The sequence below is a fragment of the Streptomyces sp. NPDC030143 genome, assembly GCF_055573695.1.
In genome coordinates, this window is the sequence record NZ_JBVIAY010000011.1 from 90,731 (window position 1) to 104,524 (window position 13,794).

General features: G+C 74.3%; 8 protein-coding genes. 7 read left to right on the top strand and 1 reads right to left on the bottom strand.

Translation table 11 applies throughout. The features are described from left to right. Positions 1-77: 77 nt before the first annotated feature. From ACZ4YY_RS20370 to ACZ4YY_RS20385, 4 genes are all read left to right on the top strand, one after another. Positions 78-1,736, top strand: a complete 1,659-nt coding sequence (locus tag ACZ4YY_RS20370) for a cellulase family glycosylhydrolase (RefSeq protein WP_468291777.1) — start codon at positions 78-80, stop codon at positions 1,734-1,736. Between the two features lie 199 nt (positions 1,737-1,935). Next, positions 1,936-3,366, top strand: coding sequence for a hypothetical protein (locus ACZ4YY_RS20375; RefSeq protein ID WP_468291780.1), 1,431 nt, complete (start codon positions 1,936-1,938; stop codon positions 3,364-3,366). A 98-nt stretch (positions 3,367-3,464) separates the two neighbouring features. Further along, complete coding sequence (locus tag ACZ4YY_RS20380; protein ID WP_468291783.1) at positions 3,465-4,727, top strand: AAA family ATPase; 1,263 nt, start codon at positions 3,465-3,467, stop codon at positions 4,725-4,727. Further along, positions 4,724-5,962 (top strand): vWA domain-containing protein, encoded by a 1,239-nt coding sequence (locus ACZ4YY_RS20385; protein ID WP_468291786.1) that lies wholly within the window; start codon positions 4,724-4,726, stop codon positions 5,960-5,962. The genes ACZ4YY_RS20380 and ACZ4YY_RS20385 overlap by 4 nt, the downstream gene beginning before the upstream one ends. Before the next feature lie 380 nt (positions 5,963-6,342). Here ACZ4YY_RS20385 and ACZ4YY_RS20390 read toward each other — a convergent pair whose 3' ends face one another. Next, on the bottom strand, positions 6,343-7,740 hold the full coding sequence (locus ACZ4YY_RS20390) for a Dyp-type peroxidase (protein WP_468291789.1): 1,398 nt from the start codon (positions 7,738-7,740) through the stop codon (positions 6,343-6,345). Positions 7,741-8,207: 467 nt separating this feature from the next. Here ACZ4YY_RS20390 and ACZ4YY_RS20395 point away from each other — a divergent pair, with 467 nt between their 5' ends. From ACZ4YY_RS20395 to ACZ4YY_RS20405, 3 genes are all read left to right on the top strand, one after another. Beyond that, on the top strand, positions 8,208-11,021 hold the full coding sequence (locus tag ACZ4YY_RS20395; RefSeq protein WP_468291792.1) for an AfsR/SARP family transcriptional regulator: 2,814 nt from the start codon (positions 8,208-8,210) through the stop codon (positions 11,019-11,021). A gap of 162 nt (positions 11,022-11,183) precedes the next feature. Then, the gene (locus ACZ4YY_RS20400; RefSeq protein ID WP_468292141.1) at positions 11,184-12,701 is read left to right on the top strand and encodes an MFS transporter; all 1,518 of its coding nucleotides are present in this window, start codon (positions 11,184-11,186) and stop codon (positions 12,699-12,701) included. 110 nt (positions 12,702-12,811) lie between these two features. Further along, the gene (locus tag ACZ4YY_RS20405) at positions 12,812-13,657 is read left to right on the top strand and encodes an RNA polymerase sigma factor SigF (RefSeq protein WP_468291796.1); all 846 of its coding nucleotides are present in this window, start codon (positions 12,812-12,814) and stop codon (positions 13,655-13,657) included. Positions 13,658-13,794: the final 137 nt, after the last annotated feature.

A 13,794-nucleotide genomic window follows, 5' to 3' on the forward strand; every position in this document is an offset into this window, starting at 1 on the left:
GATGGCTTCATGGGAGCGCTCCCAAGCTTCTTTCCGCTGCCCGGACCCCCACCGGGCGCTCACTCCCTGGAGTCGCAGTGAGAAGAGCAAGAAGCACGTCACGCACCGTCACCCGGACCGTATGGGCCGGCCTGGTCGGACTCGCCGTCGCCCTGGGGCTGCTCACCCCGGCCGCCGCCCAGGCGGGCCCGTCCTCGCCCGGGGCCCTCGCCACCGGCCTGCACATCAGCGACGGCCGGCTGCTCGAGGGCAACGGCAACGACTTCGTCATGCGCGGCGTCAACCACGCCCACACCTGGTACCCCGGCGAGACGCAGTCGCTGGCCGACGTCAAGGCGCTCGGCGCCAACACCGTCCGCGTCGTCCTCTCCGACGGCCACCGCTGGACGAAGAACACCCCCCAGGACGTGGCCGGCATCATCGCCCGGTGCAAGGCCAACCGGCTGATCTGCGTCCTGGAGGTCCACGACACCACCGGCTACAACGAGGAGGCGGCGGCCGGCACGCTCGACCACGCTGCCGACTACTGGATCGGCCTGAAGGACGTCCTGGCCGGCGAGGAGAACTACGTCATCGTCAACATCGGCAACGAACCCTGGGGCAACACCGCCCCCGAGGGCTGGACCGCGCCGACGATCGCCGCCGTGAAGAAGCTGCGCGCCGCCGGACTCGAGCACACGATCATGGTGGACGCGCCCAACTGGGGCCAGGACTGGCAGGGCGTCATGCGCGCCAACGCCCGGAACGTGTACGACGCCGACCCCACCGGCAACCTGATCTTCTCGATCCACATGTACAGCGTCTTCGACACCGCGGCGGAGATCAACGACTACCTGAACGCCTTCGTCGCCGCGAAACTGCCCCTGCTCATCGGCGAGTTCGGCGGCCCCGCCGACCAGTGGGGCGACCCGGACGAGGACACCATGATGGCGGCCGCCCGGCGGCTGGACCTCGGCTACCTGGCCTGGTCGTGGAGCGGCAACACCGACCCGGTCCTCGACCTCGCGATCGACTTCGACCCGAGCCGCCTCAGCTCCTGGGGCCAGCGCATCTTCCACGGCCCCGACGGCATCGCCGAGACCGCCGAGGAGGCCACCGTCTTCGGCGGCGGCGCCCCGGGCGACACCGAGGCCCCGACCGCCCCCGGCACCCCGGTCGCCTCCGCAGTGACCGCCACGTCCGTCACGCTGGGCTGGACCGCGGCCACTGACAACGTTGGCGTGAGCGGTTACGACGTGGTCCGCGTCAGCGGCGGTTCCGAGACCTCGGTGGCGTCCGCCACCACCAACGCCGTCACCGTCACCGGCCTCACCGCCGCCACCCCGTACACCTTCGCGGTCTACGCGCGGGACGCGGCCGGCAACCGATCGGCCCGCTCGGCGAGTGTGAACGTCACCACCGCCGGCGCCCCGACCGGCACCTGCTCGGTCGCCTACCGCGCCGTCAACGAGTGGCCGGGCGGCTTCCAGGGCGAGATCGCCGTCCGCAACACGGGCACCGCGCCCGTCAACGGCTGGACGCTCGGCTTCTCCTTCCCCGGCGGCCAGACCGTCGGCAACATGTGGGGCGGCACCGCCACGCAGAACGGCGCCTCGGTGAGCGTCGCCGCCGCCTCCTACACGTCCACCATCCCCGCGGGCGGCTCGGTCACCGTCGGCTTCATCGCCGGCAAGGGCACCACCAACCCCGCGCCGACCGCGTTCACCCTCAACGGCGCTTCCTGCACCATTTCCTGATTGACCGTCAGGCATCGCGGCGGGGGTCGGTCCGGCCGTCGGGCCGCCCCTGCCGTCCTTCGTCCACCGGTGACCGGGACCCGCCGGCGGGACCGGGGATAAACCGTGGCACGGCCGGGACATGGCGGGTTAGGCTCCCCGCGATGACGACCTCCTCCGTTGACAGATGGGGGGTCCCGTCCGCGCAAGGTGAGGGCTGATGGCCACTCACCTCGCGCACGGGGACTCCCGCCTCTCCTTCTGGCGACGCGTACGCGAGTACGCCGTACCGCCCTCCATGATCGACACCGCGACCGCCCGCCGACAGGCCGGCGACTGGGCGGGGGCCTGTGCCGCCGCCGGGTTCGACGTCGACCTCCAACTGCGCCGTGCGGCCCGTACCCACGGCCCGGACCTCGCGGCCCGGATCCGCGACGACCTGCGACATCTTGCGCCCGACCTGCTGCGCTGGCACCTGCCGAGGATCGCCCCCGACGGGCTGCTGCGCCCGGGACTCACCCTCACCCTGGCCCGCTACGACACCGGACGCGACCACGCGCCCCCGGTGCACCTCGTGGTACGCACCCCGCCCGCCTGGGCGGACGCCGGACAACGGGTCAGCCTCGCGCTGTGGGACGGCTCACGGGACGACCCCGACGCCCGCCGGCACCCCCATCCGCGCCCCGGCCGGCGCTTCCGGCTCGACCTGCACCGCCACCTGTGGGACGCGCGCAGGACCGGGGAGCTGACGGTCCGCTGCGGGGCCGACCGGTCACCCGCGGACCACCGGCCCCCGGTGGACCCCGGCCTGCTCGGGGCGGTGCCGCCGGGGCGCCGCTGTGCCGTCGACCGCTGGGCGGCCGAGGCGGCGATCCTGCTGCGCGCCGAGGGACGCTCCGCCGGCCGGGTCGCCGTGCGGTTCGGCGCCCGTGACCGGCTGGTCCTGGACGTGGTCACGGACCACGACCGCGCCGGGCCGGCCGCACCGCGCATCACGGCGGCGGCCCCGGACGGCGGCGCCCGCCCCCTGCCGGTCCTGCCCGACGCGGCGACCTGGACGCTGCCCGACCTGGACCTGGTGCGCGCCGACGCGATCGAGCCCGAGCGACTGCACCCCCTGGTCGCCTCCGCCCTTCTCCCCGGCCACCCGGCGACCGCTCCGCCCCGGACCGTCGACCCGGCGGCACCGGCGCGCCGCGTGGACTGCCGGGGAGCCCGGCACCACATCGGCCTGGTCGACGGCGTCCTGGCGCCGCTGGACCACCACCCGGACGAGATCCGGCGCGAGGAACTGCTGGCCGCGCTCGGCGGACCGCCGCTGCCCTGTCTGCGGGCCGTCGACGAGGCGCACCGCCGCCCCGACTGCCTCACCGGTGTCCGTGAACGCCTCCAGCACGGTGACACGGCCGGCGCGTCGGCCATCGTCGAAGGGCTCCTGGGCCCCGACGCCGTGTTGCGCGACGGCGCCCTGCGGGACGCCCTGGAGGCCGCCGCACGGGGGCGGATCGCCTACGGGCTCTACCGGGCGGGCCTGGCCGGACACGGGCTCGACCGGACGTCCCCGGACGACGAGCCCCGCTCCCGCGACGGCCGGGCACGCCGCCCGCGCGACAGCCGGGCGCGCGGCTCGCACGACGCGACCTTCTACTGATCCGGGGGCCGGGCTCCGAACGCCCCCGCGCGTGCGCACGTCTCCCTTCCCTTCCTCCCTCTCCTCGGTCCGCTCACGAACCCACAAGGTGATCGCCCATGCCCACGTGCACCCCCTTCGCCCCCGCCGACCCGGCCGCCGCCTCCCGGCTGGACGTCGCCGCCGACCTGCTGACCCTGCTGCGCGAGACCACCACCGAAGCCCGCCCCGACACCCAACTGGAGGCGCTGACCCTGGCCGTGGCCGCCGACCTGCCCGTCCTGCTCTGGGGCGAGCCGGGGATCGGCAAGACCGCTGCCCTGACCCGGCTCGCCGAGGCCCTCGACCTCCCGCTGACGACGGTGATCGCCAGCGTGCACGAGCCGTCCGACTTCTCCGGCCTGCCCGTCGTCGGCGACGATCCGGCGGAGCAGGGCGTTCCGATGGCCCCGCCGGACTGGGCCGTGCGCCTGGTGCGGGCCGGCCGGGGGCTGCTGTTCCTGGACGAGCTGTCCACCGCCCCGCCGGCCGTCCAGGCCGCGCTGCTGCGCCTGGTGCTGGAGCGGCGCATCGGTGCGCTGCGGCTGCCGCCCGGCGTGCGGATCGTGGCGGCCGCCAACCCGCGCTCCTCGGCGGCCGACGGCTGGGAGCTCAGCCCGCCCCTGGCCAACCGGTTCGTCCACCTCCAGTGGACCCACGACCACGAGGTCGTGGTGCGCGGCCTCGGCGGTACATGGCCCCGGGCGAGTCTGCCGCGGCTCGACCCCGGGCGGCTGCCGGAGGCCGTGGACTTCGCGCGCCGCGCGGTGTGCGGGCTCCTCGCGGCCCGGCCGGGACTCGTGCACCGGCTGCCCGGCGGGGAGACCCGCCGGGGCGGTGCCTGGCCGTCGCCCCGCAGTTGGGAGATGACCCTGCACCTGATCGCTTTCGCGACCGCCGCCGGTTCCTCCCGGGAGGTGCTCTCCCTCCTCGTCCGGGGCGCGGTCGGGGACGGACCCGGCCTCGAACTGCTGGCGAGCCTGGACCGGATGGACCTGCCGGACCCCGAGGACCTGCTCGCCGACCCGGCGGCGGCCGTCCTGCCCGAACGCGGAGACCTGCGACAGGCCGTCCTGGACGCCGTCGTCGCGGCGGTCCGCGAGCGGCCCGGGAAGGACCGCTGGGACGCCGCCTGGGCGCTGCTGGTCCGTGCGGTGGAGACCGGGGCCCCGGACCTCGTGGTCGTCCCCGCCGGCACCCTCGCCTCGCTGCGCCGCGAGGACTGGGACGTCCCGGAGTCGATCGAGCGGCTCGCCGGAGCGGTGGACCTGTCCCGGCAGGCCGACCGGGTGGCGGCGCGCACCGCCGCCCGGACCGCCGTCCCGGCGAAGGCCCGGCGATGACGGCGCGGACGCCCGGGGCACTGGACCGCGACAAGCTGTTCACCGCCCGTCTGCACGCCGCCCGGGCCCGGCCCTACCTGGCGACGGCGCTGTTCGCCCTGCACCCGGTGGAGTCGCGGCAGGTGCCGACCATGGCCGTCGACCGGCACTGGCGGTGTTACGTGTCGCCCGCGTTCGTCGACCGGACTGCCGTGGAGGACCTCGCCGGCGTGTGGGTGCACGAGGTGTCGCACCTGCTGCGCGACCACCACGGGCGCAGCGACCGGGTCGCCCACGAGCGCGGGCTGACCGGTGCGGGGGAGCGGCTGCGGATGAACATCGCCGCCGACCTGGAGATCAACGACGACGCCTTCGGCGACGGGCTGGAGCGGCCCGAGGACGCCGTGCACCCCGGGGCCCTGGGGCTGCCCGAGGGAAAGCTCATGGAGGACTACCTGCGCCGGTTCCGGCTCGGGCAGCACACCCAGGACCTGGCCTGGCTGGACTGCGGCAGCGGCGCCGACGGACGGGACCGGGAATGGGACCTCGGCCCGGACGGCGCCCACGGCCTGAGCCCGCAGGAGCGGGACGCGGTCCGCTTCCGGGTGGCGCAGGGCATCACCGCCCGACCCGGCAGCGCCCCCAGGAGCTGGCGGCGGTGGGCGGAGGAGGCCTTCCACCCGCCGCAGCGCTGGCGGGAGCTGCTCGGGGCGGCGGTCCGCTCGGCGGTGTCCGGCGGCGGCGCGGGCGAGGACTACACCTACGGCCGGCCGTCACGGCGCTCGGCCGGGGTGCCCGGCGCCGTGCTGCCCAGCCTCAGGCGCAGGCCGCCGCGCGTCTGCGTGATCATCGACACCTCGGGGTCGGTCAGCGACGCCGAACTGGGCAGTGCCCTCCTCGAGGTCACCGCGATCTCGCGGGCCGTGGGAGGCCGCCGCGACCTGGTCACGGTGCTCTCCTGCGACGCGGCGGCCCGGATCGCCCACCCGCTGTGCCGCGCGGAGGGCCTCACACTCGTGGGTGGCGGCGGCACGGATCTGCGCACCGGCTTCGCGCGGGCGCTGCGCGCACGGCCCGCCCCCGACGTCCTGGTGGTCCTCACCGACGGCCAGACCCCCTGGCCGTCGGTGCGACCGCCCTGCCGGACGGTGGTGGGCCTGTTCCCCCGGCAGCCGGCCGGATGGCGCGAGAACGACCCGGACCACGTACCGGACACACCGCCCGAGTGGGCCCGCGTGGTCCGGATCGCAGGATGAGCGGCCGGCCGGCGCCCATGACCGCTCACGGGAGGACGCCTCCGCGGGCGGAGGCGCCCGGAGGTGAGGACTCCTCGGAGGTGAGGGGGCCTCAGCCCAGCGACGAGGACTCCGCCCCGCGTCGCCGTGAGGTGAGGGCGCCTCCGCTCGGGGCGGGGGGACGCCCCATCAGGCAGCGAAGGGGCGCCTCCGCTCGGTGCGGGGGGACGCCCCGTCAGGCAGCGAAGGTCGCCCCGGCGGCGGCGAGCGCACACCCCCGTCGGCGGCGAGCGCACCCCCGTCGGCGGCGAGCACGCCCCCTTCGTCAGGGAGCGCGCCCCCTTCCGTCGGTGAGGACGCCCTCGTTCGTCGGTGAGGACGCCCTCGTGCGACGGGGACCGTCACAGGCTGCGCAGGAAGGACAGTGACGGCATGAAGAAGTACTCGCCGCCCTTCATGGTGACGGCCTGCCGGGCGGCGGGGGCCTCCTGGGACTCCGGCTCGCCCCAGACCCGCGGCCAGGCCGCCGGCGGGCGCTCGCCCTGCCCGATGACCTGGTCCAGTCCCGGCAGGGGCGCTTCGGGGGATGCCGGGAAGCCGTCGTTGTTGGCCCAGTTGGTCTGGGTGAACTCGAACTGGTCCATCAGGTCGGAGTTGAACGCCATGAACAGCAGGCCGACACCGGTCTCGGGCTCGTCGCCCTCCACCCGCTCCCCGTACGTCTGTCCGCGCCGCGCCATCAGGTGGCGCCGCTCGTGTTCGGGCGACCCGAAGCCGCCGGAACCCCTCGGGTTCGTCTTGCGGATGTGCGCCTGGAACGGGCACTTGTCGGCGGGGCCGTCGCTCGCGTACACGAAGTCGTTCATCACCGGGCTGTGCGCGCCGGGCCGGGCCTGCAACGTCAGCGGGGTGCCGTCCTTGAAGCGGCCGACGAGCATCGCGCCCGCCCGCTCGCGGTCGCTGTTGTCGAGCTTCAGCGCGTCGGCGAGTTCCTTCTCGGCCTCCCGGAACACCCGGACGTTCTGCTCCAGCTTGCGCAGCACGAAGTAGCTGCCGAAGTCCGTGGCCGGGTCGGGCGCGGCCGGGTCGGGGACCAGGACGCGTCCGAGCGGCTGCGTCGGGTCCCACACGGAGACGCCGTCCCCGTGCAGCCGCTCCTCGTCCAGTTCCTCGGTGAGGAAGGCGGGCTGGCTGCGGCCGTCGACGTAGCCGAAGTGCTCGATGCCGTTGCCGTCCGCGTTGCGCTGACCGCGGCCCCGCTCCTGGCCCAGCACCCGGATCGAGCCGGTCAGCAGCGCCTTGACCTCCCGGAGTCTGGCGTCGGCCGCGGCGGCCTCCTCGTCGCCCACCAGGACGACCGCGTGGATCTCCTGCCGGTAGCACTCCTCCCACTGCTCGGGCTCCGGGTCGCCGAGCGCGGACCGGGTCGCCTCGTCCTTCATGCCCCGCGCGAACGCGCCGTCGGCGGGTGCCCGGTCGGCCAGGCCCAGTGATGCGTAGCCCGCCCGGGTCAGTCCCACGCCGACGTAGGGCGTGCCCGGGGCGCGGGTCCGCCGGTGCTCCTCGACCTCCTCCAGGTGGGTTCTGGCCGACTTCGTCAGCGGGGCGAGGCCGGACAGGAACGCCCGGGCGTCGGCGGCGGCTTCCGGACCCTCGCCGAACCGCAGCAGCAGGATGTGCAGATGCTCGCGGACGTGCCCCTTGAGGATGTTCGCCTGGAGGTTCCGCAGCATGGTGTCGGCGTCTCCGGAGGCGCCCTTCCAGGACAGCGGGTTCGGGTCGTTGAGGTCGACGGGCATGTGAGCCCCCTTCGTGGAGTCCGGGATCCCGCCACCGTCCGGGCGGCCCTCGGGGCGCACGGTGGCGGACAGCGGTCCCGTGCCGGGCAGGCCCCGTCGAGGACGGGGAACGGTCGGTGGCGGCAGGACGCCGATGAGCGCGGCACAGGACCTGATGCCCATCTTGATGCAGTTCGGTGTGATGTGCGACTCGTCCCGGTCCGGGCCGGGGACAGGCGGGGGACCGGGGGTCGTCCGGCCGGCCGGGCAGCGCGTGCCGCCGCCTCCCGCAGGCCGTCGTGCCGACGGCGCCGCGACGGCGCTCGCGGGGGGTGAGGTGCCCGCCCCCGTACGGGCATCGCTCGACCCACTGTTTCCGGCCGACTCCGACCGAACCTCGGGCATCTCCCGGATCTCCGGGTCAGGGTGGAGGGGAGAACCGGCCGCAGGCCGGGTGGACAGGCGGCGCGGACGGGGGGATCGGCGCGGTGACGGCGCGGTTCACGGTGCTCGGTGACATCGAGGTCCTGATCGACGGCCGGCGGCTGGACGTCGGACACCTCCGGCAGCGAGGCGTCCTGGCGGCTCTCGTCGTCGACGCCAACCGCACCGTCACGGTGGACCGGCTGGCCGACCGCGTCTGGGCGGACCGTCCACCGCAGCGGTACCGCTCCACCCTCTACAGCTATCTGTCCCGTCTGCGGCAGGCGCTGAGCGGCGCCGAGGACGCCGGCGTGCGCATCGCGAAGGAACCCGGGGGCTACCGGCTCGACGTCGACGCCTCGGCGGTGGACCTGCACCGCTTCCGCGACCTGGTGGACCGGGCCCGGACCGCCGAGGACGACCGACGTGCCGCCGCCCTGCTCGAAGAGGCGCTCGGCCTGTGGCGGGCGGAGGCGTTCGCCGGCCTGGACACGCCCTGGTTCGACGCCCAGCGCGCGGCTCTCGGCCGTGAGCGCCTCGCCGCCGAACTGGACCGCAACGACCTCGCCCTGCGGCAGGGCCGCCACGGCGCGTTGCTCGCCGACCTCACCGCGCGGGCCGAGGACCACCCGCTGGACGAGCGGCTCGCCGGCCAGCTGATGCTCGCCCTGTACGGGTCCGGCCGGGCCGCCGACGCCCTGGCCCACTACCGGCGCACCCGTGACCGGCTCGCCGAGGAACTCGGCGTGGACCCCGGGGTGCCCCTGCGGGACCTGCACCAGCGGATCCTCGCCGGCGACCCTGAGCCGACCGCCCCCCGACCGGCTGCGGCGGCGACCGCCCCGGCCTCGCCGACGGTGACCGTCCCCCGCCAACTGCCCGCTCCGCCCGCGGTGTTCACCGGCCGGGACAAGGAACTGGACCGGCTCACCGAGGCGTTGGAAGCAGCCGCGGGCGACGGCCCCGGCGGCACCGTGGTGATCACCGCGATCGGCGGCGTCGGGGGCATCGGAAAGACCTGGCTGGCGCTGCGCTGGGCGCACGACCACACCCACCGGTTCCCGGACGGACAGCTCTATGTGAACCTGCGCGGCTTCGACCCGGCCGCACCACCCCTGTCCCCGGCTCTGGCGGTGCGCGGGTTCCTCGACGCGCTCGGCGCCGACCCCGACTCCCTCCCGCCCGGCCTGGACGCGCAGACCGCGCTCTACCGGAGCCTGGTCGCGAGGCGGCGCCTGCTCGTCGTCCTGGACGACGCCCGCGACGCCGACCAGGTCCGCCCCCTGCTCCCGGGCAGCCCCTCGTGCACCGTGCTCGTCACCAGCCGCAGCCGGCTGACCGCGCTCGTCGCCACGCACGGCGCCCGGCCACTGCCGCTCGACGTCCTCGGCCGGGACGACGCCCACCGCCTGCTCGCCGGCCACCTCGGCGAACGCCGCGTCGCCGCCGAACCCGAGGCCGTGGCCGCGCTGGTCGAGCACTGCGCCGGACTGCCGCTGGCCCTCGGCATCGTCGCCGCCCGCGCCGCCACCCACCCCGACTTCCCCCTCGACGGCCTCGCCGCCGAACTGAGCCGGGCCACCGACCGCCTCGACGCGCTGGACATCGGCGACCTCACCGCCAACCTGCGCGCCGCGTTCGCCGCCTCGCACCGCGCGCTCACCGAGCCGGCCGGAACCCTCTTCGCCCTCCTCGGCCTGGCCCCCGGTCCGGACATCGGCGTCGCCGCCGCGGCGAGCCTCGCCGCCCTCGGCCCCGCCCGCACCCGGGCGCTGCTGACCGAACTGGAGTCCGCGCACCTGATCCGACAGGACCGGCCCGGCCGCTACCGCATGCACGACCTGGTCCGCCTCTACGCCGCCGAACTCGCCCACCGGCGCCCCGAGCAGGACGTCGAAGCGGCCCTGACCCGGCTCGTCGACTTCCACGTCCACACCGCGCACACCGCCAACCGGCTCCTGGACGGCCCGCATACGCCCTTCGCGGTCCAACCCCGGCCCCCGGCGCCCGGCTGCGTCCCGCTGCGACCCGCAGACACCACCGAGGCCCTGCGGTGGTTCGACACCGAACACGCCTGCCTGCTCGCCGTGCAGTCCCTCGCCCTCACCACCGGCCGCCATCCCGAGGTCTGGCACCTGGCCTGGACGCTCATCTCCTACCACCAGGGCGGCTACCACCTCGCCCAGTACCTCACCGTCTGGCAGGCCGCCCTGACCGCCGCCGAACGGCACGGCGACGACCCCGGCCCCCTGGCACTGGCCCACTGGCGCCTCGGCCACGCCCGCTCCCTGACGGGTGATCACCGCCAGGCCCTCGACCACCTCGGCCGGGCCCTCACCCTCGCCGAGCGCACCGACGACACCGCCGGCCAGGCCCACATCTGCCGCACCCTCGGCCGCGTCTGGGAGCAGTACGGCGACGACGAGCGCGCCCTCGAACACGCCCGGCGCGCCCTCGCCCTCTACCAGCGGCTCGAACACCCCGTCTGGCAGGCCAACCAGCTCAACGCCGTCGGCTGGATGCTCGCCCGACTCGCCCGCTACGCGCAGGCGCGCACCCACTGCGAGGAGGCACTGCGGCTGTACCGGGCACACGGCCGCCCCGGCGACGCCGCCTCCACCCTCGACAGCCTCGGCTACATCGCCCACCACACCGGCCGCCACACCGAGGCCCTGGACCACTACGAACAGGCCCTCGTCCTCTTCCGCGAACACGCCGACTCCTCCAACGAGGCCGACACCCTCGCCCATCTCGCCGAGACCCACCACGTCCTGGGCGACACCTCCCGTGCCCGAGCGGCCTGGCACCGGGCCCTGACCCTGTACCGCGCCCAGAACCGCGACACCCAGGCCGAACGGATCCGCAGGCGTCTGGCCTGACCCGACCCCGCCCCAGCGGCACCCGACGCGACCGGTGGGGCAGGAGTGAAAAGCACACACACGGGCATCCGCCACGGAGGGCGCGGGAGCGCGTGATCCCGACGGAACGCCCTGGGAAGCTCGTCGTGAGAAAGGCGCTGAGGTAACGCTGTGGCCGGTGCAATGCCCGATCCGCGGTCCGCTCCGTCGGGGACGCGATCGGTGGGAAACGACCCGGGCGACCTGCCCGAGCAGGTGCGCGACGACCTGAAGCGAAGGCTGCGACGCAACAAGGGCGCCTTCCGCGAGGACGACGTGGAGGTCGTCGAGGCGCCGCTGCTGAAACGGGCCGTCGGCGCCTCCGCCCTCGGCAACTGCATGGAGTGGTTCGACTTCGGCGTCTACAGCTACCTCGCCGCCACCCTCGGCAAGGTGTTCTTCCCGGGCGCGTCGCCCGCGGCCCAGGTCATCTCCTCCTTCGCGACGTTCGCCGCGGCGTTCGTGGTGCGACCGCTCGGCGGGCTCGTCTTCGGGCCCCTCGGAGACCGCCTCGGAAGGCAGAAGGTCCTCGCCACCACCATGATCATGATGGCGGCCGGCACCTTCGCCATCGGCCTCATCCCCAGCTACGCCACCATCGGCATCGCCGCCCCGATCCTGCTGCTGCTCGCCCGCATGGTGCAGGGCTTCTCCACCGGCGGCGAGTACGGCGGCGCCACCACCTTCGTCGCCGAGTACTCACCCGACCGCCGCCGCGGATTCCTGTCCAGCTGGCTCGACTTCGGCACCTTCGTGGGCTACGCCCTGGGGTCGGCCCTGGTCACCTTGCTGAACCTCGCCCTCACCGACGCACAGATGCTGTCCTGGGGCTGGCGCATCCCGTTCCTGATCGCCGGCCCGCTCGGTGTGATCGGCCTGTACCTGAGGCTCCGGCTCGAGGAATCGCCCGCCTTCCAGCAGCAGTTGGACGCCCATGAGCAGAGCCTCGCGCAGACGTCGGCGGGCAGCGAGTTCAGGACGATCGTCCAACGGCACTGGCGGCCGCTGCTGGTCTGCATGGGCCTGGTGCTGCTCTACAACGTCACCAACTACATGGTCACCGGCTTCCTGCCGACGTACGCGACGGAGAACCTCGGCCGATCCAGCGGTTTCGCCGACCTGCTGGTGCTCGTCGGCATGGTCTGGATCGTCCTGCTGATCACCTTCGTCGGACGGCTCAGCGACCACATCGGCCGGCGCCCCGTCTACGGCGTCGCGGCGGTCGCGATGATCGTCCTCGCCGTGCCGTCCTTCCTGCTGCTCAAGACGGAGGGAACCTGGGCGCCGGTCGCCGGCGTGCTGATCCTGTCGACGCTGCTGGCGTGCTTCGCCGCGCCGAGCGCCGCCACCCTGCCCGCGCTGTTCCCGACCGCCGTCCGCTACGCCGCCATGGGCATCGGCTTCAACTTCGCCGTCGCCGCGTTCGGCGGCACGACCCCGCTGGTGACCGAAGCCCTCGTGCACCTCACCGGCGACGACCTGGTGCCCGCGTACTACCTCATGGTGGCCGGGGCGATCGGTCTGGTGACCGTGCGGTTCCTGCCGGAGAGCGCCCAGGTACCGCTCAACGGCTCCCGCCCGATGGTGGGTTCGGCCCAGGAGCGGCAGGAGCTGATCACCACCTCCCGCAAGCTGACCACCGCCGCCCGCGTACGCCGCTGACCGCCTCCGACGGCGGGACGGAAAGTCCGCCGGCCCGGACGGCGCATGAAGGCCGGGGACCGGGGTAGGCGGGCCGGGCGGGGAAAGAAAACCGAACCGGGGAGGGACCCATGATCACCGCGACGTCAGCGACGACGCAGGCGCAGCGCGCCGGACTGCCCGAGGTCGCGGACCCCGCAAAGATCGCACCGCGGGACGCACGCGAACTGACCCGGCTGTTCTTCCAGCAGCTGAACGTGCTGGAGGAGGGCACCCCCGAGTACCAGTACGCACGCAACACCCTGATCGAGATGAACATCTCCCTGGTGCGCTACGCGGCCTCCCGCTTCCGCAGCCGGGACCCGGAGGAGATGGAGGACATCGTCCAGGTCGGCGTGATCGGTCTGATCAAGGCCATCGACCGGTTCGAGCTGTCCCGCGAGGTGGAGTTCACCTCCTTCTCCATCCCCTACATCGTGGGCGAGATCAAGCGGTTCTTCCGCGACACCACCTGGGCCGTGCACGTGCCGCGCCGGCTCCAGGAGGCCCGTGTGCAGCTGGCCCGCGCCACCGAGGAGCTGAGCAGCCGGCTGGGCCGCATGCCGACCGTCGCCGAGCTGTCCCAGCTGATGAACCTGCCCGAGGAGGAGGTCGTCGAGGCGCGGCTGGCGTCCAACGGCTACCGATCCGCGTCCCTGGACGCCGCCATCGGCTCCGGCGAGGACGGCGAGGCCGCCCTGGCCGACTTCATCGGCGACGAGGACGCCGCCCTGGAGCTGGTGGAGGACTTCCACGCCCTCGCGCCGATGATCGCCGACCTCGACGAACGCTCCCGCAAGATCCTGCACTGGCGCTTCGTCGAGGAACTCACCCAGGCCGAGATCGGCGAACGGCTCGGGGTCTCCCAGATGCACGTCTCGCGCCTGCTGTCGCGCACGCTGGCCCGACTGCGCGAGGGCATGCTCTCCACGAACTGACCGCCCCTGAGGGGTCCTTGCATTCTGCCCGCCCGGGCCGGGGGGGGGGGGGGGGGGGGAGGAAAAGAAACCCTAGGGGGGGGGGGAACAGAAGGTGGAGAGGGGGGAGAACGACCCAAAGGGGGGGTTTGGGTGGG